This is a genomic window from Sphaerisporangium sp. NPDC004334, from assembly GCF_053602655.1.
In genome coordinates this window covers 42841-64088 of sequence record NZ_JBSGDZ010000025.1, presented here as the reverse complement: position 1 = coordinate 64088, position 21248 = coordinate 42841, and the positions used below count along the sequence as shown (strand labels likewise).

The 21248-nt window shown below is 71.9% G+C and carries 20 protein-coding genes and 1 riboswitch; of the genes, 12 read left to right on the top strand and 8 right to left on the bottom strand.

Annotation, left to right across the window (positions count from 1 at the left end; genetic code table 11):
- Positions 1–12 precede the first annotated feature (12 nt).
- From ACWEN6_RS29600 to ACWEN6_RS29585, 4 genes are read left to right on the top strand one after another with little or no spacing between them, the layout of a single operon-like run.
- Positions 13–519: a MauE/DoxX family redox-associated membrane protein gene (locus ACWEN6_RS29600; protein WP_354920780.1), complete on the top strand. Its 507-nt coding sequence runs from the start codon at positions 13–15 to the stop codon at positions 517–519.
- Positions 519–1031, top strand: a complete 513-nt coding sequence (locus ACWEN6_RS29595; RefSeq protein WP_354920777.1) for a TlpA family protein disulfide reductase — start codon at positions 519–521, stop codon at positions 1029–1031. The genes ACWEN6_RS29600 and ACWEN6_RS29595 overlap by 1 nt, the downstream gene beginning before the upstream one ends.
- The gene (locus ACWEN6_RS29590; protein ID WP_354920775.1) at positions 1028–2857 is read left to right on the top strand and encodes an ABC transporter ATP-binding protein; all 1830 of its coding nucleotides are present in this window, start codon (positions 1028–1030) and stop codon (positions 2855–2857) included. The genes ACWEN6_RS29595 and ACWEN6_RS29590 overlap by 4 nt, the downstream gene beginning before the upstream one ends.
- On the top strand, positions 2854–3351 hold the full coding sequence (locus tag ACWEN6_RS29585) for a S26 family signal peptidase (protein WP_354920772.1): 498 nt from the start codon (positions 2854–2856) through the stop codon (positions 3349–3351). The genes ACWEN6_RS29590 and ACWEN6_RS29585 overlap by 4 nt, the downstream gene beginning before the upstream one ends.
- Positions 3352–3459: 108 nt before the next feature.
- Here the strand turns inward: ACWEN6_RS29585 and ACWEN6_RS29580 are convergent, their stop codons facing one another.
- The 4 genes from ACWEN6_RS29580 to ACWEN6_RS29565 are packed head-to-tail and all read right to left on the bottom strand — an operon-like array spanning position 3460 to position 7602.
- Positions 3460–4464, bottom strand: a complete 1005-nt coding sequence (locus ACWEN6_RS29580) for a LacI family DNA-binding transcriptional regulator (protein WP_354846664.1) — start codon at positions 4462–4464, stop codon at positions 3460–3462.
- 5 nt (positions 4465–4469) lie between these two features.
- Positions 4470–5357, bottom strand: coding sequence for a carbohydrate ABC transporter permease (locus ACWEN6_RS29575; RefSeq protein WP_452574760.1), 888 nt, complete (start codon positions 5355–5357; stop codon positions 4470–4472).
- Positions 5354–6280, bottom strand: a complete 927-nt coding sequence (locus ACWEN6_RS29570) for a carbohydrate ABC transporter permease (RefSeq protein WP_452574758.1) — start codon at positions 6278–6280, stop codon at positions 5354–5356. The genes ACWEN6_RS29575 and ACWEN6_RS29570 overlap by 4 nt, the downstream gene beginning before the upstream one ends.
- Positions 6277–7602, bottom strand: coding sequence for an ABC transporter substrate-binding protein (locus ACWEN6_RS29565; protein WP_452574756.1), 1326 nt, complete (start codon positions 7600–7602; stop codon positions 6277–6279). Before ACWEN6_RS29565 ends, ACWEN6_RS29570 begins: the two co-directional genes overlap by 4 nt.
- A gap of 187 nt (positions 7603–7789) precedes the next feature.
- Here ACWEN6_RS29565 and ACWEN6_RS29560 point away from each other — a divergent pair, with 187 nt between their 5' ends.
- A complete protein-coding gene (locus ACWEN6_RS29560) occupies positions 7790–9802 on the top strand; it encodes a beta-galactosidase (RefSeq protein WP_452574754.1) in 2013 nt (670 codons plus the stop codon).
- Here the strand turns inward: ACWEN6_RS29560 and ACWEN6_RS29555 are convergent.
- Positions 9726–11321 carry a sensor histidine kinase gene (locus ACWEN6_RS29555; RefSeq protein WP_452574752.1) on the bottom strand — a complete coding sequence of 532 codons (1596 nt, stop codon included), beginning with the start codon at positions 11319–11321 and terminating at the stop codon, positions 9726–9728. The genes ACWEN6_RS29560 and ACWEN6_RS29555 overlap by 77 nt on opposite strands.
- A 152-nt stretch (positions 11322–11473) precedes the next feature.
- Between ACWEN6_RS29555 and ACWEN6_RS29550 the strand changes: the two genes are divergently transcribed.
- The gene (locus ACWEN6_RS29550; protein ID WP_452574750.1) at positions 11474–12244 is read left to right on the top strand and encodes a TetR/AcrR family transcriptional regulator; all 771 of its coding nucleotides are present in this window, start codon (positions 11474–11476) and stop codon (positions 12242–12244) included.
- A gap of 44 nt (positions 12245–12288) precedes the next feature.
- On the opposite strand, the gene ACWEN6_RS29545 is transcribed toward ACWEN6_RS29550, so the two are convergent.
- Entirely contained in the window at positions 12289–12858 is a 570-nt protein-coding gene (locus ACWEN6_RS29545; protein ID WP_354920752.1) for a TetR/AcrR family transcriptional regulator, read from the bottom strand.
- A gap of 125 nt (positions 12859–12983) precedes the next feature.
- Between ACWEN6_RS29545 and ACWEN6_RS29540 the strand changes: the two genes are divergently transcribed.
- Positions 12984–14594 carry an MDR family MFS transporter gene (locus ACWEN6_RS29540; protein ID WP_354920749.1) on the top strand — a complete coding sequence of 537 codons (1611 nt, stop codon included), beginning with the start codon at positions 12984–12986 and terminating at the stop codon, positions 14592–14594.
- A gap of 237 nt (positions 14595–14831) precedes the next feature.
- Entirely contained in the window at positions 14832–15848 is a 1017-nt protein-coding gene (locus ACWEN6_RS29535; protein WP_452574748.1) for an SDR family oxidoreductase, read from the top strand.
- Here the strand turns inward: ACWEN6_RS29535 and ACWEN6_RS29530 are convergent.
- The gene (locus ACWEN6_RS29530) at positions 15845–16372 is read right to left on the bottom strand and encodes a vitamin K epoxide reductase family protein (RefSeq protein ID WP_354920743.1); all 528 of its coding nucleotides are present in this window, start codon (positions 16370–16372) and stop codon (positions 15845–15847) included. The genes ACWEN6_RS29535 and ACWEN6_RS29530 overlap by 4 nt on opposite strands.
- Before the next feature lie 297 nt (positions 16373–16669).
- Here ACWEN6_RS29530 and ACWEN6_RS29525 point away from each other — a divergent pair, with 297 nt between their 5' ends.
- Positions 16670–17530, top strand: coding sequence for an NlpC/P60 family protein (locus ACWEN6_RS29525; RefSeq protein ID WP_354920740.1), 861 nt, complete (start codon positions 16670–16672; stop codon positions 17528–17530).
- A 174-nt stretch (positions 17531–17704) separates the two neighbouring features.
- Here ACWEN6_RS29525 and ACWEN6_RS29520 read toward each other — a convergent pair whose 3' ends face one another.
- Positions 17705–18289: a TIGR03086 family metal-binding protein gene (locus ACWEN6_RS29520; RefSeq protein WP_354920738.1), complete on the bottom strand. Its 585-nt coding sequence runs from the start codon at positions 18287–18289 to the stop codon at positions 17705–17707.
- An 85-nt stretch (positions 18290–18374) separates the two neighbouring features.
- Here ACWEN6_RS29520 and ACWEN6_RS29515 point away from each other — a divergent pair, with 85 nt between their 5' ends.
- The 3 genes from ACWEN6_RS29515 to ACWEN6_RS29505 all read left to right on the top strand — a co-directional run bounded on the left by ACWEN6_RS29515 (position 18375) and on the right by ACWEN6_RS29505 (position 21239).
- Entirely contained in the window at positions 18375–19052 is a 678-nt protein-coding gene (locus tag ACWEN6_RS29515) for a TetR/AcrR family transcriptional regulator (protein WP_452574746.1), read from the top strand.
- Positions 19053–19327: 275 nt separating this feature from the next.
- Positions 19328–19474: riboswitch (cyclic di-AMP (ydaO/yuaA leader) on the top strand.
- 10 nt (positions 19475–19484) lie between these two features.
- On the top strand, positions 19485–20234 hold the full coding sequence (locus ACWEN6_RS29510) for a glycoside hydrolase family 25 protein (protein ID WP_354920732.1): 750 nt from the start codon (positions 19485–19487) through the stop codon (positions 20232–20234).
- A 72-nt stretch (positions 20235–20306) separates the two neighbouring features.
- Positions 20307–21239, top strand: coding sequence for a Ppx/GppA phosphatase family protein (locus ACWEN6_RS29505; RefSeq protein WP_354920729.1), 933 nt, complete (start codon positions 20307–20309; stop codon positions 21237–21239).
- Positions 21240–21248: the final 9 nt, after the last annotated feature.

Here is a 21248-nt window from a genome sequence, read left to right as displayed (position 1 = left end):
GGAGGTGCGTGGATGGAGTACGTACGGATCGGATGCGCCTGCCTGGTCGCACTGGTCTTCGCGATGAGCGCGGTGTCGAAGCTGCGGGATCTCGAGGGTTTCCGACGTTCCCTGCCCGCGCTCGTCCCTGCCCGGCGTGAACTCCTGCGGCCGCTGGCGATGGCGGTCGTCGTGCTGGAGGCGCTGGTCCCGATCATGGTCGCGGTGCCGCCGGCCACCTCGTACGGCCTCGCGCTGGCCTGCGCCCTGCTCGTCGCGTTCACCGTGGCGATCGCCCGCGCGCTGGGACGGGGACAGACCGCCCCCTGCCGCTGCTTCGGTGCGTCCGCGGCCCCCCTCGGCCCCCGGCACCTGGTGCGCAACGGCCTGCTGATCACCGCGGCCGTCCTCGGCGGGCTGTCGCCGGGCGGCGCGCCCGTCCTCGCCGGGGCGGTCATCGCAGGTGCGGCGGGACTCATCGCGGCGCTCCTGATCGCCTCCCTCGACGACATCGCCGATCTCTTCGCGAGGAACGCCTGATGCCCTACCTGACCGCCGCCGTCGTGCTCATCGGCGTGCTGTGCGTGCTCAACCTGATCCTCACCCTCGGCCTCGTCCGTCAGATGCGGCGGACCGGCGGGGGAGGCGTCCAGCACGCCGGGCCTCCCCTCGTCCTGGGGCCCGGCTCGCCCGTCGGCGCGTTCACCGCCGTGACCATCGACGGCGAACCGGTGTCCCACGACACGGTCACCGGTCTGGTGGGGTTCTTCTCCGCCGGATGCGAGCCCTGCCACAAGCTGCTTCCCCGCTTCACCGAGCACGCCCGCGCCCTCGGGCGGGAGAACGTGCTGGCGGTGGTCGGCGGGGACGACGCGGAGGCGGTCGAAGCGCTCGCGCCGGTGGCCCGCGTGATCGTGGAGGACTTCGACGGCCCGGTGGCGGGCGCGTTCCAGAACACGTGGACCCCCGCGCTCTACCTGCTCGGCTCCGATCACCACGTCGTCGCCGCCGGCGGACGCCTGGAGGACCTTCCCCTCGCCTCGACCGCATGAGCGATCCCGGCGCGAGCCGGCGGACCGGGACCCGCGAACTGGCCTCGGCCGCCGTGGAGGCCATGGCGCTGACCTGGCGGGCGGCGCCGGGAGGGGTCGCCGGCTACGGCTTCGTGACGCTCGCCGAGGCGGCGGCCCCGATCGCCACGGCGTGGCTGACCAAGACGGTCATCGACCGGCTGACCACTCCCGGCGGCGCGGTCGCGGGCCTCGCGGCCGGGCTGGCGGCGGCCGGCCTGGCCGCCGCCGCCCTCCCCGGAATCGGCCGCTACCTGCGCGCCCAGACCGGACGCCTCGCGCGCGCCGACGCGATCGACCGGCTGTTCGCGGCGGCCGAACGGCAGGTCGGCCTGCGGCGCTTCGAGGATCCGGTGTTCCTCGACCGGCTGCGGCTCGCGCAGGAGGGCGCCGGAACCACCGGCGACCTCGTCAGCGGAGTCTGCGGCACTTTGAACGGCGTGCTGTCGCTCGCCGGGTTCGTCGCGTCCCTGCTGATCCTCAGTCCCGCCATGACCGCGCTGGTGCTGCTGGCCGCCGTCCCGGCGCTCATCGCCGAACTGCTGCTGTCGCGCAGGCGGGCCACCATGCAATGGGACATCGAGCGGATCCACCGCCGCGAGTTCTTCTACTCCCGGCTGCTCACCGGCGTCCAGGCCGCCACGGAGATCCGGCTGTTCGGCATCGGCGCGTTCCTGCGCGCCCGGATGATGGCCGAGCGGCGCAGGGCCGACATCGCCGAAGCGCGGATGGACCGCCGGGAGCTGGTCACCCAGGGCGGCCTCACCACGCTGAGCGCGGCGGTCGCGGGCGCCGGCCTGTGGTGGGCGGTCACGGCGGCCCGCCGGGGCTCCCTCAGCGTCGGCGACGTCGCCATGTTCGTCGCGGCCGTCGCAGGGGTGCAGGCCGCGCTCGACACGCTCGTCTCGTCCCTGGCGTCCGTCCACCAGCGGCTCCTCACCTTCTCCCACTACGTGGCGGTGACCAGGGCCGAGCCGGACCTGCCCAGCGCGGACCGGGGCACGGCCCCCGCGCTGCGCCAGGGCATCGAACTGCGGGACGTCTGGTTCCGCTACAGCGACGACCACCCTTGGGTGCTGCGCGGGGTCGACCTGACGATCCCGCACGGGCGGTCGGTCGCCCTCGTGGGGCTGAACGGCGCCGGCAAGAGCACCCTCATCAGGCTGCTGTCGCGGATGTACGACCCGACCCGCGGCCGGATCCTGTGGGACGGCGTCGATCTGCGGGACATCCCGCCCGCCGATCTCCGGGAGCGGATCAGCGCCGTGTTCCAGGACCACATGAACTACGACATGTCCGCCGCCGAGAACATCGGGCTCGGCCACCTGCCCGCCTTGGACGACCCGGCCCGGATCGAGGAGGCGGCCGTCCGGGCGGGGGTGCACCAGACGCTCTCGGGCCTGCCGCGCGGCTACGACACGCTGCTCACCCGCGTCTTCTTCTCCGAGGCCGACAAGGGCGATCCGGAGACGGGAGTGGTGCTGTCCGGCGGGCAGTGGCAACGCCTCGCGCTGGCCAGAGCCCTGGTCCGTGACGGCAGGGACCTGATGATCCTGGACGAGCCCAGCTCCGGTCTGGACCCCGAGGCCGAGCACGAGGTCCACGCCGGCATCCGGGAGCACCGGGCGGGCCGCACGAGCCTGCTGATCTCCCACCGGCTGAGCGCCGTGCGGGACGCCGACCTCATCGCCGTGCTCCACGAAGGGCGGATCGCCGAACGGGGACCGCACGAGGTCCTGCTCGCCGCGGACGGCCACTACGCCCGCCTGTTCCGGCTCCAGGCCGCGGGATACCAGGAGGCGCAGTGAAGATCGGCAAGCTCCTGCTTCCGGCGTCCGGACTGCTGGCGCTGGGGATGTCGCTGTGGTGGATCCGCCGGCGCTACCTGGTCGCCACCGTCGAGGGGCCCAGCATGGAACCCACTCTGCGCTCCGGCGACAGGCTGCTCGTCCGCAGGACCAGGCGGGTCCACGCCGGCCAGATCGTGGTCGTCAAGATCCCCAACCCGCCGGCCGTGGACGGCCTGCCGCCGGGCCTGGACCCTGCCGACGCGGACAAGGTGCCGGAAAGATACGACCCCGGCTGGCATCTGCTCGTCAAACGGGTGGTCGCGGTGGCCGGCGACCCCGTGCCGAGACGGGCCTTCCTGGCCCTCCGCGATGTGCCCGGGGCCGTCGTGCCTCCGCGCGCCCTGGTCGTGCTGGGCGACAACCCGGACACCAGCTGGGATTCCCGCGACTTCGGCTTCGTCCGGGACGACCAGTTCATCGGCGTCATGGTCCGCGCCCTGCCCTCCGCCTGACCCCGCGCGACGTCCGGCGAGGCGGCCCGCCCGGCGCCGCTCCGGCAGGCCGTACGGCGCCGTGCCTTCGCTCGCGGACGGCCCTCGCCGAGGCGCCCTGCCCGGCTGTCAGGCGGACTCGCGGATCACCAGCTCGGTGGGCAGGATCACCGGTTCGACGCTCTCGGCGCCGTCCACCAGGTCCAGCAGGAGGCGGACGGTCTCCTTCGCCACCTGTTCGAGAGGCTGGCGGATCGTGGTCAGCGGCGGGTGGGTGGACACGGCGACGGCCGAGTCGTCGAACCCGCCGACCGCGACGTCCTCGGGGACCCGCCGCCCGGCGGCGCGCAACGCGGCGAGCGCCCCGGCCGCCATCAGGTCGGACCCGACGAACACCGCGTCGATGGCGGGCGAGCGTTCGAGCAGCTCGGCCATCGCCAGCTCGCCGCCGCGGCGGGTGTAGTCGCCGTGGGCGATGAGCTTCTTGGTCGCCCGCCTGCCGAGGACGTCCGCGAAGCCCTCCAGCCGGCGCAGGCCGCCGGGCGTGTCGAGCGGCCCGGTGATCGTGGCGATGCGCCTGCGGCCCTGGCCGGCGAGGTAACGGGTCATCTGCCGCGCCCCTTCGCGGTCGTCGGCGGCCGCATAGGGAATGACGGTCTCACGGCCGAGGACGGCGCCGCAGGCCACGGCGGGCACCCCGGAGCGCTCCAGCGCGTCCAGCAGCGGGTCGCCGGCGTGCGTGGAGAACAACAGGACGCCGTCGGCGTGCCCGCCGCGCAGGTAGCGCACCACCCGCTCGCGGTCGCCCGCGTCCCCGGCGATCATCAGCACGACGCACACGTCCCGCTGCGCGAGCCGCTGGGTGGCGGTGCGCAGCATGACGCTGAAGTTCGGATCCTCGAACAGCTTCTCCTGGGGCTCCGACAGCACCAGGGCCACCGAACCGGTGCGCTGCGTGACCAGGCTGCGGGCGTTGCGGTTGACCACGTAGCCCGTCTCGGCGATGGCTCGCTCGATCGCGGCGCGGGCCGCCGTGCTCACGTACCGGTCGCCGTTGAGCACGCGCGAGACGGTGCCGCGCGAGATGCCCGCCGCGGCGGCCACGTCGTGGATGGTGGGACGTCTTCTGGACACGCGCATCAGTTTTTCACGGCGCCGCTGGACAGGTCGGTCCGCCAGTACCGCTGCATGGTCAGGAACAACGCGACCAGCGGAATGATCGACAGCAGCGTGCCCGTGATGATCAGGTTGTACAGGGACGGCTGGTTGGCCCCGGCGGCGAGCATCGTGTACAGGCCCACCGTCATCGGGAACCTGTGGTCGTCGCCGAGCATGATGAACGGCAGCAGGAAGTTGTTCCAGATGGCGACGAACTGGAACAGGAAGATGGTGACCATCGCGGGCAACATCAGCGGCAGGGCGACGTCGCGGGCGAGCCGCCCCTCGGTGGCGCCGTCGATGCGCCCGGCCTCCAGCAGCGCGTCGGGGATCGCCGCGGCGGCGTAGATGCGCGCCAGGTAGACGCCGTAGGGGCTGAGGATCTGCGGCAGCAGCACCGACCAGTAGGTGTCGGCCAGCCCGGCCTTGGACAGCAGCAGGTACTGCGGGACGGCCAGCACGACCACGGGCACCAGGATGCCGCCGAGCAGCAGGTTGAACGCCAGGTCGCGGCCGGGGAAGCGGAACTTCGCCAGCGCGTACCCCGAGACGGCCGACACCGCGGTGGACAGCAGCGCGCCGGCGCCGGCGTACAGGACGGTGTTCAGCATCCACAGCCAGAACACCCCGTCGCGGTAGGCGGCCAGGTCGGCCAGGTTGGACAGCAGGCCGGTGCCCGGCGCGAGCGTCGAGGTGGAGAACAGCTCGGCCGGGGACTTGGTGGCGGCGATCACCACCCAGCCGACCGGGAACAGGCAGTACAGCGCGCCGAGCAGCAGCACGGCCGTCGGCGCGGCGCCGAGCGGCCCGCGGCGCCGGCCGGCGGCGGCCCCCCTCCCGGCGGGCACGGCGGTGGTGGCCGGTGTCATGAGCCCTCCCTGAAGGCGCGGTCGCGCACCAGGCGCAGGAACCCGAACGAGAGCACCACCGAGATGGCGGCGATGACCACGGCGGTGGCCGCGGCCGAGTACAGGTCGCCGGTGACGAAGGCGTCCCGGTAGACCTTCATGAGCGGGCTCCAGGTCGTGCTGATGGTGTTGGTCAGCGGGCGCAGCGTCATCGGCTCGGTGAACACCTGGACGGTGGCGATGACCGAGAACACGGTGGTGAGGATGATGGCGGGGGTCAGGATGGGCAGCTTGATCCGCAAGGCGATCTGGGTCTCGCTCGCGCCGTCGATGCGGGCGGCCTCGTAGAACTCGCGCGGCACGGCCCGCAGCGTCGTGTACAGCACCAGCATGTTGAACCCGACGCCGCCCCACACGGCGATGTTGGCCATGGAGAAGGTGACGGTGCCCGCCCCGAGGAGGTTCACCTCGGCCCCGAGCGCCGACAGCGCGTCGTTGACCGGGCTGAGGCTCGGCAGATAGAGGAAGCCCCACAGCAGCGACGCCGCCACCCCCGGCACCGCGTACGGCAGGAAGATCGCGACGCGGGAGAAGCGGGCGAAGCGGACGTGCAGCGAGTCGAGCAGGAGCGCGAAGACCAGCGCCAGCCCGAGCATCACCACCAGCACCAGCGCGCCGTACACCAGCACGCGGGCCCACCCGGCCCACAGCTCGCCGTCGCCCAGCGCGGAGGCGTAGTTCTCCAGACCCGCGAAGATCTCCTTCTTGGCGCCCCTGCCGAGCCCGAGCCCCGAGACCTTGGTCCGGTGCAGGCTGAGATAGATGGTGTAGGCGATGGGCAGCGCCATGAACAGCACGAACAGCACCATCGCCGGGGCCAGGAACAGGTAGGGCGCGGCGCCCGCACGGTGGGTGCGGGCGCCTGCCGTCCGCCGGGGGCTCATGGGGCGATCTGGAACCCGGACTTGCGCATGTCGGCGACGGTCGCGTCCTGCATCGTGCGCACCGCGCCGGAGAACGCGGATCCGTCCTGGACGGCCTTGTCGAAGGCGTCCTTGAAGGCGTTGTAGGTGACGTTGACGTCCGGCCCGAAGGTGAAGCCGCGCGCGGTGGCGCTGATCGCGGCGGCGGTCTTCCAGAAGTCGGGCTGGTTGCCGAAGTACTCGGGAGCCTTGGTCAGGGACGCCTGCCCCTCGGTGGCGGCCGGATAGACCGCGCCCTGCTCCACCAGCGATGCCAGGGCCGCCGGGTCGGTGTTGAGCCAGGTGGCGAACCGCACGGCCGCCGCCTTGCTGGGCGACTTCTCGGCGACGGCGGTGGAGGAGCCGCCCCAGAACCCGGTGTGCCGCTCGCCGGCGCTCCACTGCGGCAGCGGCGCGATCGCCCACTTGCCCTTGCCGTCGGGGGCGTTGCTGGACAGCACCCCTGGACCCCAGACGGCCGACGGCCAGGTGAGCAGCGTGCCGTCGTTGAGCGCCTTGTTCCACTCGGGGGTGAAGTACGGCTTGTCGCCGATCACGCCCTCCTTGACCAGGCCGCCCCAGTAGTCGGCGACCTTGAGGGTGGCCTCGTCGGCGATGTTCACCTTCCAGGACTCCCCGGCGATGGACCACCACTGGGCGCCCGCCTGCTGGGCCAGTCCCGCGAACGAGCCCGGGTCCTTGCTGGAGAAGGTGCCGAGCAGCACCTTGGGGTTCCTCTTGTGCACGGCGCGGGCCGCCTCGGCGTACTCCTCCCAGGTGGTGGGCACCTTCAGGCCGTACTTGGCGAACAGGTCCTCGCGGTAGTAGAGCATCATGGGCCCGCTGTCCTGCGGGATGGCGTAGACCGCGTCGGTGCCCAGGGTGACCAGCCCCCACAGGCCGTCGCCGAACGCGGCCTTCGCGGGTTCGGCCTCGGCCTTGATGTCGGCCACGGCGTCGGCGGCCACGAAGGAGGGCAGCATCTGGTACTCGGCCTGCACCAGGTCCGGCGGGTTGCCGGCCTTGGCGGCGGTGAGGAACTTGGCCGCCGCGTCGTCCCCGCCGGCCTGCTTGCTCACCGTGACCTGGATGTCGGGGTGGGCGGTGTTCCAGGCCTGGACGATCTTGTCCATGTTCGGGACCCAGGTCCAGTAGGTCAGCTTGACCGGCTGGGCCGGCCGGCCCGTTGCGCCGGACGACGCGGTGGCGGATCCGGCCTCGCCGGCCGTCCCTCCGGAGCATCCCGCGGTGAGCGCGGCGGCGAGCGCGACCGCCGCCACCGCCGAGAGCCGTCGTGTACCCATGCGTAGCTCCAAGTCCGAGATTCGGATGCCCACATGTCTGTGAACGTTCACAGAGTGAGAAAACCGATACGGCTCCGTCAAGGGCCGTTACGGGGTCGTTAAACAGCACTTCGGTCCGGCCGGTGCTTCCGGGTGACCCGCTCTTCGATTACTGTGCACGTTCACAGACAGAGATCGAGGGGGACCGATGCGGGGCATCGCCTACGGAGGGGACTACAACCCCGAGCAGTGGCCGGAGGAGACCCGCCGCGAGGATCTGCGGCTCATGCGCGAGGCCGGGGTGAACCTGGTCAACGTCGGGATCTTCGGCTGGGTGCTGATGGAGCCCGCGCCGGGCGCCTACGAGTTCGGCTGGCTGGACGAGATCGTCGACCGGTTGCACGCCTCCGGCGTCCAGGTCGGCCTCGGCACGCCCACCGCCGCCCCGCCCGCCTGGTTCTCCCGCCTGCACCCTTCCTCCCTGCCGGTCACGCGGGAGGGCCACCGCATCGGCGTGGGCGGCCGGGAGTCGGCCTGCCCCAGCTCACCCGAGTACCGCGAGGCGACCGCCGGGCTGGCCGCCGCGCTCGCCGAGCACTACGCCGGGCACCCGGCCCTCGCGCTGTGGCATGTCCACAACGAGTACGGCGCCCCGCTCGGCGAGTGCTACTGCGACAACAGCGTCGAGGCGTTCCGCCGCTGGCTTCGGCGGACCTACCAGGACCTGCCCGCGCTCAACGACGCCTGGGGCACCACCTTCTGGGGCCAGCGCTACACCGCCTGGGAGGAGATCGACGCCCCGCGGGCCAACCACACCGTGGTCAACCCGGCCCAGCGGCTGGACTTCATGCGCTTCACCTCCGACGAGCACCTGGACTGCTTCCGCCTCCAGCGCGACATCCTGCGGCGCCTCACCCCGTCGGTCCCGGTGACCACCAACTTCATGACCACCAACTGCAAGTCGATGGACTACTGGGCCTGGGCCCGTGAGGTGGACGTCGTCTCCAACGACCACTACCTGACGGCCGAGCGGCCCGACAACCACATCGACCTGGCCATGTCCGCCGACCTCGCCCGGTCGCTGGCCGGGGGACCGTGGATGCTGATGGAGCACTCCACCGGCGCGGTGAGCTGGCAGCCGCGCAACATCGCCAAGCGGCCCGGGGAGATGCGCCGCAACAGCCTCGCCCACGTGGCCCGGGGCTCGGACTCGGTGCTGTACTTCCAGTGGCGCGCCTCACGGTTCGGCGCCGAGAAGTTCCACTCGGCGATGGTCCCGCAGGCCGGCGCCGACTCGAACGTGTGGCGCGACGTCGTCGGCCTCGGCGCCGACCTCGCCCGGCTCGGCGGCGTGCGCGGCGGGCGGGTGCGCGCCGAGGTCGCCATCGCGTGGGACTGGCAGTCGTGGTGGGCGCTGGAGCTGGAGTGGCGCCCGTCGGTCGACCTCGCCTACCGCGAGCGGGTGGACGCCTACTACCAGGCGCTGTGGCGCTCACACGTGACCGTCGACTTCGTCCACCCGGCCGCTGACCTGTCGGGATACCGGCTCGTGGTGGCGCCGAGCCTCTACCTGCTCACCGAGGCCGGGGCCAAGAACCTGCGCCGGTACGTCGAGGCGGGCGGCCACCTGTTCGTGTCCTACTTCTCCGGCATCGTCGACGAGCACGACGCCGTCCACGCCGGGCCGTACCCGGGGGCGCTGCGCGACGTGCTGGGCCTGTCGGTCGAGGAGTTCCACCCGCTGCGCGAGAACGAGACCGTCCGCCTGACGCCAGGGTGGGAGCTGACCGGGCGCGTCTGGTCCGAGCGCGTCCGCCCGGCCGGGGCCCGCGTGCTGTCGAGGTTCGCCGCAGGGCCGGACGCCGGGCACCCCGCCTTCACCCGCCACGACCTCGGGGCCGGGGCCGCCTGGTACCTGGCCACCGGCGTCGCCGACCCGCGTCCCGCGCTGGCCGAGGCGCTGGACGCCGCGGGGGTCGAACGGCCGCGCGACCTGCCCGAGACCCTGGAGGTCGTCCGGCGGGCCGGGCACCTGTTCCTGATCAACCACGCCGACGAGCCGGTGACCGTCCCTGGCGTGACGGGCAGCGGCGTCCTGGACGGGGCCGAGTACGCCGGCGCCGCGACCGTCCCGGCCGGCGGGGTCACCGTGATCCGGGAACGCCGACCGGACCGGGGGCCGCGGCGATCTCGCCTGGAACAGGGACCGCGGGCAGGGTGAAGACGAAGCGGGTGCCCTCGCCGCGCTCGACGTCCAGGCGGATCTCCCCGCCGTGGTACTCGACGATCTTCTTGCAGAGGGCCAGCCCGATGCCGGTGCCCTCGTACTCCCCGCGGTTGTGCAGCCGCTGGAAGATCACGAAGATCTTGTCGGCGAACCGTGCCTCCACGCCGATGCCGTTGTCGGCCACCGCTACCTCCCACATGTCGCCGGCGCGCTCCGCGGTGATCTGGATCTGCGGCGGGCGGGCGGGGGAGCGGAACTTCATCGCGTTGCCGATGAGGTTCTGCCACAGCATGGCGAGCAGGGCGGGGTCGCCGACGACCTCGGGCAGCTCGGACCTGACCACGACCGCGCCGGTGTCCTCGGTCAGCGACTCCAGGTTGGCCAGCGCCTGGTCGAGCGGCCGATCCAGCGGGACGGGCACCCGTTCGGCGTCGTCGCGTCCCACCCGGGAGAAGGTCAGCAACTCGGCGATCAGCGACTGCATGCGCTTGGCGCCGTCCACCGCGAAGGCGATGTACTCATTGGCGCGCTCGTCGAGCCTGTCGGCGTAGCGGCGCTGCAGGAGCTGGCAGAAGGCCGTCACCTTGCGCACCGGCTCCTGCAGGTCGTGCGAGGCGACGTAGGCGAACTGCTCTAGCTCGGAGTTGGAGCGGCGCAGCTCGTCGGCCTGCTCCTGCAGCAGCCGCTGGGCGTCGCGCGACACCCCCAGCGCCTCGGAGATGCGCCGCCGCATCGCGTCGACGTCGGAGGCCAGCGTCGTCAGGTCCTTCGGCCCCCGGATGTCGATCTCGTGGCTGAAGTCGCCGTCCGCGACCCGCCGCGCGGCCGTGCCCAGCCGGTCCAGGGGACCCAGCACCGCGTACCGGAGCAGGAGCGCCACCGCGATCAGCGTGATGACGAACATCACCAGCACGCCGGTGAGTACCGTGTTGCGCCACATGCGCGCCTGGCCGATGTCGGCGGTGGCCCGCCGCTGCGCCAGCGTCAGGTTCGCCGTCTGCTCGTCCATGGCGGCCTTGATGCGGTCGAACAGGGCCTTGCCGTTCCCGACCTGTGCGGGGTCGGTCGTGCCCGGCCCTCGGGTGCGCACCGTCTCGATGGTGGGGCGGGCGTAGGCGGCGCGCCAGTCGCCGGCCCGCAGCTCAACGGCGTCGAGGTCGGCGAGCAGCGGGCTTCCGGCGAGCGAGCGCCGCAGCTCCGCGACCGCCGTCCGCTCGGTGACCTGGCCCTCGTCGAAGCCGTCGGCGAACTCCCGCCGCCCGCTGACGATGTAGCCGTGGACGCCGGCCTCCTGGTCCAGCAGGGCGCCGCGCAGGCGTTCGGCCCACAGCAGGCCGGGGGAGATACGCGTGGTCATCTGGTCGAAGGTGGAGGTGCTGCGGCTCAGCGCCCAGGTGCCGAGCACCGCCGAGACCGCCAGCAGCACCGCCATGATCGCCAGCGTCATGGTGAACCAGGAACGTGTGCTCAGCCGGGGCCCTGCGGCGGCACGGCCCTCGCCGGAAACGCCCACGTGTCCTCCTTGCTCCATCGCCCAGCTGCCATGCACTTACCGAGGAATGCCTGGTCTAACCCGCCTTGCGGCACTTGTTGGCCGGTGCGATGTGCCGCCCGCTCGTGTTATCCCATTGACGGAGTGAATCCTCACTCCGTAGCTTGGGAGTCATGACAGAGACACGGCGCAGAGCGCCGGGGATGACACCGGAACAACGGCGCGACATGATCGTCAAGGCGGCGCTGCCGCTCGTCGCCGAGCACGGAGCCGCCGTGACCACCGCGCAGGTGGCCAGGGCGGCCGCCATCGGGGAGGCGACCATCTTCCGGGTGTTCGTCGACAAGGACGCGTTACTGGACGCCTGCGTGCTCCAGGCCCTCGATCCCGCCCATGCGCTGCGCGAGATCGCCGAGGTGCCGCTCGACCAGCCGCTCGCCGCCCGCCTGGCCGAGGCCGCCGAAGCCCTGCGGGCGCACCTCGACCGCATGGGAGCGGTCATCGGAGCCCTGCACGCCACCGGCCGGGCCGGCCGTCCCGGTCCCGGACGCGACGCCGCCGGGGACGGGCGGCGAGGTGGAGGCGAGGCCGTCGCCGCAACAGGACGAGGCGGGCCGGATGCCGGGAGGGGGAGAGGTGAGGCGGATGCCGCCGGGGCGGGGGATGGGGCGGGCGCCGCCGGCGGCGGGGATGAGCCGGGCGCCGTCGAGGGGCGGGACCGTCCGGCCGGGACCACGGGCAGGGAGGCGTCCGTCGCGCGGACCATCGCCGCCGTGGCCGAGCTGTTCGAGCCCGAGCGCGCCTCGCTGCGCCTGCCGCCCGAGCGGCTGGCGGCCATCTACCTGAGCATGCTGTACGCCCGTCCCGGGCTGGGCGGCGGTGACCGCGAACCGGTGCGCGCCGAAGAGCTGGCCGAGGTCTTCGTGCACGGCGCCCTGGCCTGAGCCGTTCGCGCGGGGAGAACGCCCGGCGCTCCGAGCCGTCCGTGTCAGGAGGCGGAGGGCTGGGCGGACTCCAGCAGCTCGAGGGCGAGGCCGAGCGCCGCGTCCTTGCGCTCGTCGTCGGAGAGCTTCTCGTCCTTCAGCACGAACCAGGCGGCGTGCAGCGTGAAGATCGCCATGGAGCACCGCAGCCGCTCGTCGACCTTGGCGCCCTCGTCCCACAGGACGCCGCTGAGGGTGGTCATGAGGTTGCGCATCTTGTCGAACTTCGGGTGGCCGCGCAGCGCCGTCTGGTTGCGCTCCATGAACCGCATGAACGCATGGTGATGGCCGCTGTAGACCTCGGCGGCGTAGCGCCGGATGAGCTCGCGCCGGCTCTCGATCGTCCGGGGCTGCTCCTTGGCCCAGGCGACCAGGCGTTCGATGGCCGCCCGCCGGTCCTCGGCAAGGCTCGCCACTATGTCGTCCTTGGTCTTGAAGTGGTAGTAAAGTGCCGCCTTGGTCACCCCGAGCAGCTCGGCGATCTCCCGCAGCGAGGTCGCCTCATAGCCCTGCTCGGTGAAGAGCTGCAAGGCGATCTCCTGGATGCGGGCCCGCGTGTCGGTGTGTGGCCTCATATGTCTTCAGACGCTCCCTGGTCCCCTATTTAACTTGACGGCCGGTAAGTAGGCACTCTACCTTGGGCAGTATAGTCACTAGCCGGTCGGCAAGTAAGTAACCGTTCACCAAGGGGGCGCAAAGAATGACGGAGACCGAGGCCGAGGCAGTTCCCGGCCGCCGGCGGGAGGTCATGGTCGTCCTGCCGGGGCTGATGCTCGCGATGATCCTGGCGATGCTCGACAACATGATCGTCGGTACGGCGATGCCGCGCATCGTCGGCGAGCTCGGCGGCCTGACCCATCTCTCATGGGTGGTCACCGCGTACGTCCTGGGGACCACCGTTTCCACCCCTATCTGGGGCAAGATCGGCGACCTGTACGGCCGCAAGACCATCTTCTTGTCGTCGATCGCGATCTTCATGGTCGGTTCGGCGTTGTGCGGCATGGCCGGGTCCGACCTGTTCGGCGGCACCGGCGACGGCATGATGGAGCTCATCGGCTTCCGCGCCCTTCAGGGCCTCGGCGCCGGCGGCCTGATGGTCAACGCCATGGCCATCATCGGCGACCTGGTGCCGCCCCGTGAGCGCGGCCGCTACCAGGGCATCATGGCCGCCATGATGTCGCTGGCGATGGTCGCCGGCCCGCTGGTCGGCGGGTTCATCACCGACCACCTCAACTGGCGCTGGGCCTTCTACGTGAACCTGCCCATCGGCGCCATCGCGTTCATCCTGCTCGTCTTCCGGCTGCACCTGCCGAAGTACCGCACCGAGCACCGCATCGACTGGCTGGGCGCGGGCCTGCTCGGGGTGGGCATCACCGCCCTGGTGCTGATCACCACCTGGGGCGGCAACGAGTACGACTGGGGCTCCTGGCAGATCCTCGGCCTGGTGGCCATCGCGGTGGTGTCGCTCGCGCTGTTCATCCCGGTCGAGCGCCGGGTCGCCGAGCCGATCATGCCGCTGCACGTGTTCCGCGACCGCAACTTCACGCTGATCTCGCTGATCGGCTTCCTGCTCGGCTTCGCGATGTTCGGCGTGATCAACTTCCTGCCGCTGTTCCAGCAGACCGTCCAGGGCGCCTCGGCGACCAATTCCGGCCTGCTGCTCCTGCCGATGATGGCGGCCATGATGGTGGTCTCGCTCTTCGTCGGCCAGGCGATCACCAAGACCGGCAAGTACAAGATCTTCCCGATCGCCGGTGGCGCCGTCATGGTCGTCGGCATGTGGCTGCTCTCGCTCATGGACGCCCACACCGCCCGCTGGGAGACCGGCCTGTTCATCGCCGTGCTCGGCCTCGGCATGGGTGGCCTGATGCAGACCACGATGCTGATCGCGCAGAACAGCGTCGAGCAGAAGGACCTGGGCGTGGCCAGCAGCGCCTCGACCTTCTTCCGCTCGATCGGCGGCTCCTTCGGTGTGTCGCTCTTCGGCGCCATCTTCAACAACCAGCTCACCTCCAACCTGACCGAGAAGCTCGGCCCCCAGGCGGCGCGGATGGCCGAGAGCGGCGGCGGCCGGCTCGACCCCGCGTCGCTGGCCCGGCTTCCCGCCCAGGTGCGCGAGGGGTTCCTGGACTCGCTGGCGTCCTCCATCTCCAGCATCTTCTTCTGGGCGATCTTCTTCGCCGTGCTGGTGCCGGTCCTGTCGGCCCTGATCAAGGAGATCCCGCTGCGCAGCGGGCCGCCCGCCCCCGGCGCCGGTCCCAAGGACGGCGACCAGACCCCGGCGGCGACGCCCGTGGCGGCGTTCGACTGATCCGGCGCGACGCCTGACGGCCGTGACCCCCGTGGTCACGGCCGTCAGTACGTTCGGCGAGGGCACGGGGGTGGGCGTCCGGACGAGGGCCTGCCTTCCGCCCGGCAGGAGTTGTGCTGGAGATTGCACCTTTTGTGGTGCTTCATCGGCTTTGGTCGGGTAGGGGACTCGTGCCGGGGGTCCCAGGGCTGATCATGACCCCCGGATGACCCGACGACTCGGACGCGGAAGTTCGGCATGACGACACGAGACGGAAGACGCGTCGTGGTGGTGACCGGCGCCAGCGGAGGCATCGGACGGGCGACGGCCCGCCGCTTCGCCGCCAGGGGCGACGCGGTCGCGTTGCTCGCCCGCGGCGCCGACGGACTGGAAGGCGCCGCCCGCGATGTGCGCGAGGCCGGAGGGGCGCCGCTGGCCATCGAGACGGACATGGCGGACCACGACCAGGTCGAGGCGGCGGCCGGCAGGTGCGAGAGTGAACTTGGGCCGATCGACGTCTGGGTGAACGTCGCCTTCTCCTCGGTCTTCGCCCCGTTCACGCAGGTCTCACCGGAGGAGTTCCGCCGGGCGACCGAGGTGACCTACCTCGGGTTCGTGAACGGCACCCGGGCCGCCCTTGAGCGGATGCTCCCCAGGAACAGGGGAGTGGTCGTCCAGGTCGGATCGGCGCTCGCCTACCGGGGCATCCCCCTGCAGTCGGTGTACTGCGGGGCCAAGCACGCCATCCAGGGCTTCAACGAGGCGCTGCGGTGCGAACTGCTGCACGACCGGAGCAAGGTCAAGGTCACGATGGTGCAGATGCCGGCGGTCAACACCCCGCAGTTCGACTGGGTGCTGTCGCGGCTGCCCGGCCATCCGCAGCCGGTGCCGCCGATCTACCAGCCGGAGATCCCCGCCGACGCCATCGTCTACGCCGCCGACCACCCGCGCCGCCGGGAGTACTGGGTCGGGGGGTCGACGGCGGCGACGCTGATCGCCAACGCGGTGGTCCCCGGCGTCCTGGACCGCTATCTGGCCTGGAAGGGCTACTCCTCCCAGCAGACCTCCACGGTGACCCGCCGGTTGCCGCCCAACCTCTGGCGGCCCGCGGACGCGCCCCCGAACACCGATCAGGGGGCGCACGGATCCTTCGACCGCAGGGCCAAGAGCCGCAGCGTCCAGGTGTGGGCCTCCCAGCACCACGCGACCCTGGCCGCGGCCCTGGCGGTGGCCGCCGGTGTCACCGCCCTCGCCTGGCGGGCCGCCCGCCGCTAGTGGGCGGAGCGCTGCGGCTCGTGTCCTCGCAGGGCGGCGGGTAGGGGGAGCCCGCTGTCGCGCAGTTCCCGCACCCGCCGCACGGCCGCTCCGACCTCGCGTGCGACCAGCAGGGCGACGAGCCAGGAGATGCCGGCCGAGGTGAGGCAGAGCGTGCAGAAGGTGCCGGTGAGGATGGGCTGGGCGATCACCAGGCCGACGCCGGTCAGGGCCAGCACGGCGGCCGTCAGGCCGAGCAGCACCACGATCCAGGGCCGGTCGTGCCAGCGCCGCCGTCCGCCCGACAGTTCCAGGACCGCCTCCACCAGATAGGCGGCGGCGCCGAGGGTCGCGTCCGACACCGGGAGCACGCGGGAGACGGCGGAGGTGAGCACCTTGCGGGAGCCGTCCCCGAAGATGGGGTCCCATACGGAGTGCACCACTCCGTACTGGAACAACGCCAGATAGACCGAGATGGCGCACCCGCACAGGGCGAGGGCGGCGACCGGGATTCTGCTGCGGAAAGAACTCGGACCTTCAGGCACGCCGAGGCCCCTACCCGTGCCGGGGCCGGGCAAGCCCCGCGCCTTCCTTCCGGCCGGCGTCCCGTGCGGGGAATGGCGGGAAAGGCACGGAGCTTTCCCGGATGCGCGCGCCGCCACGTCCACGCCGACTCGCGACCGGTCGGCGCGGCGTGATTTCTTGTGCCTGCGACGGTGCCCGCTTCCTTTCCGGAGGAAAACGCTCCACCGGCCGGCGTGGATCATGGAATTCACCCCTGCGAACCATGTGTCGCCGCCATTAGTCTTGGCGGCCGACAACACGGATTTACAAGGGGTGGTATGTCCAGTAAGCAGATATTCATCAAATTCGCTGTCCTTGGTGTCGCCGTCGCCTCGCCCACGCCGCTCGCCGTGGCCGGCGCCTTCGCCCAGTCCGCCGCAGCTCCCTCTCGCGCCGCCCACGCCCGTCCGGCGGACGTGACCCGGCAGAGCGTCATCGACCGGGCCAAGACCTGGAACCCGGGCACCCCGCAGCGGGTGCCGTACAGCCAGGGCAAGTACCACAACGGCTACCGCACCGACTGCTCCGGCTACGCCTCGATGGCGCTCGGGCTGAGCGCTCCGGGCCTGAACACCGTGGCCCTCGCCTCGCCGGGCGCGAGCAGCCCGATCGCGATGTCCGAACTGCTCACCGGCGACCTGGTCATCGACGCCATCGGCGACAACAACAACCGGCACGTCGTGATCTTCGAGCAGTGGGCGAACCCCGGGCGCACGTCCTACTGGGCCTACGAGCAGCGCGGCGGCTACGGAACCGACCATCGCGTCCTCACCTACGGCCTGCGGCCGGGCAGCGAGTTCCATGCCCGCCGGCCCCGGGTGTTCGGCGGCGGCGGGACCCCCGCTCCCGGAGGCAAGGTCTGGGTCGACACCTTCGCCGACGCGACGGGCTACCGCGAGCCGAACACCGGCGACCCGCAGGGCACGCTCGACAAGGGCACCAACTACGTCTACTGCCGCGTCCGGGGCGCCGAAGTCCGGCACGGGTCCGCGTTCAACCACTGGTGGCTGCGCACCGACCTCGACCGGACGAACCCCGGTAAGAACGGCCGCGGCGCCTACGTTTCCGCCTATTATCTCGCCAAATGGGGCAACGACGAGGCGAAGGACAATAACGGCAGAGATATCCCGAACTGTTGAGCATTCCGTGAACACCGCGTATTCACCGGGTTGACCGGCGGCGTCGCTCGATAACGGAGAGAAGAGGTGGACGGCGGCAGAACGGCCCGCCGGTCGAATGACCGGCGGGCCGTTTTCCGTGCCGGCGCCGCCTGCCTCGAGGGGAGGAGGCCGCGCCGTCGGCGGGTTCCCGGGTCAGCGGGTCCACTGCGGGTCGCGGCCGAGGTGGCGCAGCAGCTCGGCGGTGGCGTCGTCGGCCGGGTGCGGGTCGAGGGCGGGGGCGTAGGCGAAGCCGCGCAGCGGCTCGGCGAGGACGCGGGCCACCGGCAGCAGGCGCTCGGACAGCTCGGCGTCCAGAGGCGACGGACGGCCGGTGGCGACCGCGATGTCCCAGGCGTGCACGGCGGCGTCCAGCGCGGCGGCGCCGACGGCGACCTCGGCGGGCAGCGCGCCCTGCGGCAGTGGCGTCGGTACGGCCTCCGCGCCGGGCGCCACGGTGGCGAAGCCCCGTGCCGCGACCTCCAGGGCGCTTTCGAGCAGGTCCTTCGGGTCGCCGGGGGCCTGCGCCGCCGGGTCGAACGGGTTCTCCTCCGGACCGCCGGCACCGGTGATCGCGGCGGCGTAGGCGCGCTGGTCGCCGGCGGCGTGCCGCAGCACCTGCGCCACGTTCCACTGCTCGCACGGGGTCTTGGCGGCCCAGTCGGCCTCGGTGACCCCGGCGGTGGTCGTGCGCAGCGCGTTGTGGGCCTGCTCCAGCAGCGACCAGGACGTGGTGGTCATGCGAAACCTCCGAGTTAGAGCGGAACGGATCGTTCTGTTCAAACTATATCGGAACGGAGCCTTCCGTTCAAGCTAGAATGGGCGCATGGAGCCCACGACAGCAGGCATGAGGGGACGCAAGGCCGAGGCCGCCCGCAACGACCGCACGATCCTCGACGCCGCGCGAGCGGTGTTCGTCGCCGACCCCAAAGCGCCGATCTCGGCGGTGGCGCACGAGGCGGGCGTCGGCGTCGGCGCCCTGTACCGGCGCTACGCCGGCAAGGAGGAGCTGCTGCGCACCCTCTGCGAGGACGGCCTGCGCCGGTTCACGGCGATCGCCGAGTCCGCGCTGGCGCGGGACGGCGACGCGTGGGAGGCCTTCACCACGTTCCTGCGCGAGGTCGTCGACTCCGACGTGCACTCGCTGACCGTGCACCTGGCCGGCACGTTCACCCCCACGCGGGAGATGCACGAGCTGGCCGCGCACGCCGGCTCGCTCGCCGGGCGCGTCGTGGACCGGGCCAAGGCCGCCGGCGCGCTACGGCCGGACGTGGTCGCCGAGGACATTCCGATGATCTTCGACCAGATCACCGCGGTCCGTGCCGGCGGCGCCGATCGCACCGCCGTGCTGCGCCACCGCTATCTGACCATGCTGCTGGACGGGCTGCGCGCCGGCGCGCCGGCCACCCCGCTGCCCGCCTCCGCGCCGACCGGCGAGGAGCTCGGACGGCGCTGGCGGCACGCCGAGTCATCCCGCTCCTCGCAGCCCCCGCCCCGCCGCTGACCGGATCCCCGGGTGCGCCCCTGGCCCGCCGGGACCGGGACGCCTGACCGGGTCGTTCTGGCCGGATGCGCTTCCTGGGGGTGATCACGTCGGGGGAAGCCGTGCGTGTCCGCCCGTGTGACGCCGGCGGTGCGTACTTTGTCGCATTTGTGCTCTTTTGATGTGGTATGTACCTTGTTGGGAAGCGGTATGCGTGCCGATGGTCCCACGCCGTCGTGCCCGTTGCCGTCCGTTGCCCACATCGCGCGTACCCGGCGGGACGGCGTCCCGCCGCGGGGACACGCCCGCCTCATCCACACCTCGCGGAACCGGGGACCCCCTTCGCGGAGTGAATCGGAGCACCGGCCCTCGAAGGGACGGACCCACAGGGCACTTCCGCCCGAACCCATCAGCCGACCCGGTAGGCGCGTGGAAGCAAGGAGCGAGCCCTTCATGCCCATCGACCGGCTTTCCTCGATCTTCTCCCACCTCAAGAACCGGCTGGACCTGTCCGGCGCGCGCCTCTACTCCGCCATGGCGGGGGTGATCGTGGCCGTGCTCGCCATCGTGGCGGCCGTCGTGGTGACCGGCCCGGCGGACGCCGCCCCCAGCAGCGCCTCCTCGGAGCGCCCCTACGGCCAGGACGTGTCCGCCTACGAGTCCGACCACGACTGGAACGCCAGCCAGGCGCAGTTCGGCATCATCAAGGCCACCGAGGGCCTGACCTTCCGCGACTCCGCGTTCGCCCGCCACTGGGCCGAACTCGGCAAGAAGGGCATCGTGCGCGGCGCCTACCACTACGGTCACCCCGGCAACGACCCCATCGCCGAGGCCGACCACTTCCTGTCGGTGGTGGACGCCCAGCCCGCCGAGACCGGCGACCTGCTCGTGCTGGACCTGGAGACCAGCGACGGCCGGTCGGTCGCGCAGGTCAACGCCTGGGCCAAGACCTGGCTGGCCCACGTGAAGGACGAGACCGGCGTCACCCCGCTGTTCTACAGCGGCTGGAACTTCGCCGACACCTACGGCCACGGCCTGGCCGAGTACCCCTTGTGGGTGGCCTACTACGGCAGGGCCAAGGGCGACGTCACCCCGCCCGCCGACTGGAAGAGCTGGGCGATCCACCAGTACACCGACGTCCCCATCGACCAGAACGTCTCCGCGCTGACCACCGGCCAGTTGCGCGCGCTCGGCCGCCCCTGAGCGACGGCGCCTCGGCAGGACCGGCAGGACCGGGAGGATCTCCCGGGCGGGCGCGGGTAGTAGCGTCTGCTCATGCGACTCGGCGTTCTCGACATCGGCTCGAACACGGTGCACCTGCTGGTGGTGGACGCCCACAGGGGCGCGCAGCCGCTGCCCGCCTACTCGCACAAGGTCGAGTTGCGGCTGGCCGAGCACCTGCACGACGGTGACGTCCTGTCCCCCGAGGGCGAGCGCGAGCTGCGCCGCTTCGTCGAGGACTCGCTGCGCATCGCCGAGGACAAGGGGGTGGAGGACATCATGGCCTTCGCCACCTCGGCCGTGCGGGAGGCCGCCAACGGCGAGGAGGTCCTGGACCGCCTGCGGGCCGCCACCGAGATCGACGTGCAGGTGCTGTCCGGGCAGGACGAGGCGCGGCTGACGTTCCTGGCGGTGCGGCGCTGGTTCGGCTGGTCCTCCGGGCGGCTGCTGGTCCTGGACATCGGCGGCGGCTCCCTGGAGATCGCCTCCGGCATGGAGGAGGAGCCCGACGTGGCGATCTCGCTCCCGCTGGGCGCCGGGCGGATGACCCGCCAGTGGTTCACCGGCGCCCCGCCCCCCGCCGAGGAGGTGCGCGGCATGCGCCGGCAGGTGCGCGCGCAGATCGGCAGGGTGGTGGGCGATGTGGTGAAGTACGGGCACGCCGACCACGCGGTCGCCACCTCCAAGACCTTCAAGCAGCTCGCGCGCATCGCCGGCGCCGCGCCCTCCAGCGAGGGGTCCTATGTGAAGCGGGTGCTGCGCCAGGATGACCTCTCCCACTGGACCGGGCGCCTGGCCACGATGGACAACGCCCAGCGGTCCGGCCTGCCGGGCGTCTCCGCCGGTCGCGCCCCGCAACTGCTCGCCGGGGCGATCGTGGCCGACGCGACGATGGACCTGTTCGAGGTCCCCGAGGTGGAGATCTGCCCGTGGGCCCTGCGCGAAGGGGTGATCCTGCGCCGCCTGGACACCATGCCCGGCGCCTGAGGTCCGCGA

Coding starts and splice junctions, on each gene's coding strand:
- ACWEN6_RS29600 (WP_354920780.1), top strand. CDS start 13: ATGGAGTACGTACGGATCGGATGCGCCTGCCTGGTCGCACTGGTCTTC.
- ACWEN6_RS29595 (WP_354920777.1), top strand. CDS start 519: ATGCCCTACCTGACCGCCGCCGTCGTGCTCATCGGCGTGCTGTGCGTG.
- ACWEN6_RS29590 (WP_354920775.1), top strand. CDS start 1,028: ATGAGCGATCCCGGCGCGAGCCGGCGGACCGGGACCCGCGAACTGGCC.
- ACWEN6_RS29575 (WP_452574760.1), bottom strand. CDS start 5,357: ATGACACCGGCCACCACCGCCGTGCCCGCCGGGAGGGGGGCCGCCGCC.
- ACWEN6_RS29570 (WP_452574758.1), bottom strand. CDS start 6,280: ATGAGCCCCCGGCGGACGGCAGGCGCCCGCACCCACCGTGCGGGCGCC.
- ACWEN6_RS29565 (WP_452574756.1), bottom strand. CDS start 7,602: ATGGGTACACGACGGCTCTCGGCGGTGGCGGCGGTCGCGCTCGCCGCC.
- ACWEN6_RS29560 (WP_452574754.1), top strand. CDS start 7,790: ATGCGGGGCATCGCCTACGGAGGGGACTACAACCCCGAGCAGTGGCCG.
- ACWEN6_RS29550 (WP_452574750.1), top strand. CDS start 11,474: ATGACAGAGACACGGCGCAGAGCGCCGGGGATGACACCGGAACAACGG.
- ACWEN6_RS29545 (WP_354920752.1), bottom strand. CDS start 12,858: ATGAGGCCACACACCGACACGCGGGCCCGCATCCAGGAGATCGCCTTG.
- ACWEN6_RS29540 (WP_354920749.1), top strand. CDS start 12,984: ATGACGGAGACCGAGGCCGAGGCAGTTCCCGGCCGCCGGCGGGAGGTC.
- ACWEN6_RS29535 (WP_452574748.1), top strand. CDS start 14,832: ATGACGACACGAGACGGAAGACGCGTCGTGGTGGTGACCGGCGCCAGC.
- ACWEN6_RS29525 (WP_354920740.1), top strand. CDS start 16,670: ATGTCCAGTAAGCAGATATTCATCAAATTCGCTGTCCTTGGTGTCGCC.
- ACWEN6_RS29520 (WP_354920738.1), bottom strand. CDS start 18,289: ATGACCACCACGTCCTGGTCGCTGCTGGAGCAGGCCCACAACGCGCTG.
- ACWEN6_RS29515 (WP_452574746.1), top strand. CDS start 18,375: ATGGAGCCCACGACAGCAGGCATGAGGGGACGCAAGGCCGAGGCCGCC.
- ACWEN6_RS29510 (WP_354920732.1), top strand. CDS start 19,485: ATGCCCATCGACCGGCTTTCCTCGATCTTCTCCCACCTCAAGAACCGG.
- ACWEN6_RS29505 (WP_354920729.1), top strand. CDS start 20,307: ATGCGACTCGGCGTTCTCGACATCGGCTCGAACACGGTGCACCTGCTG.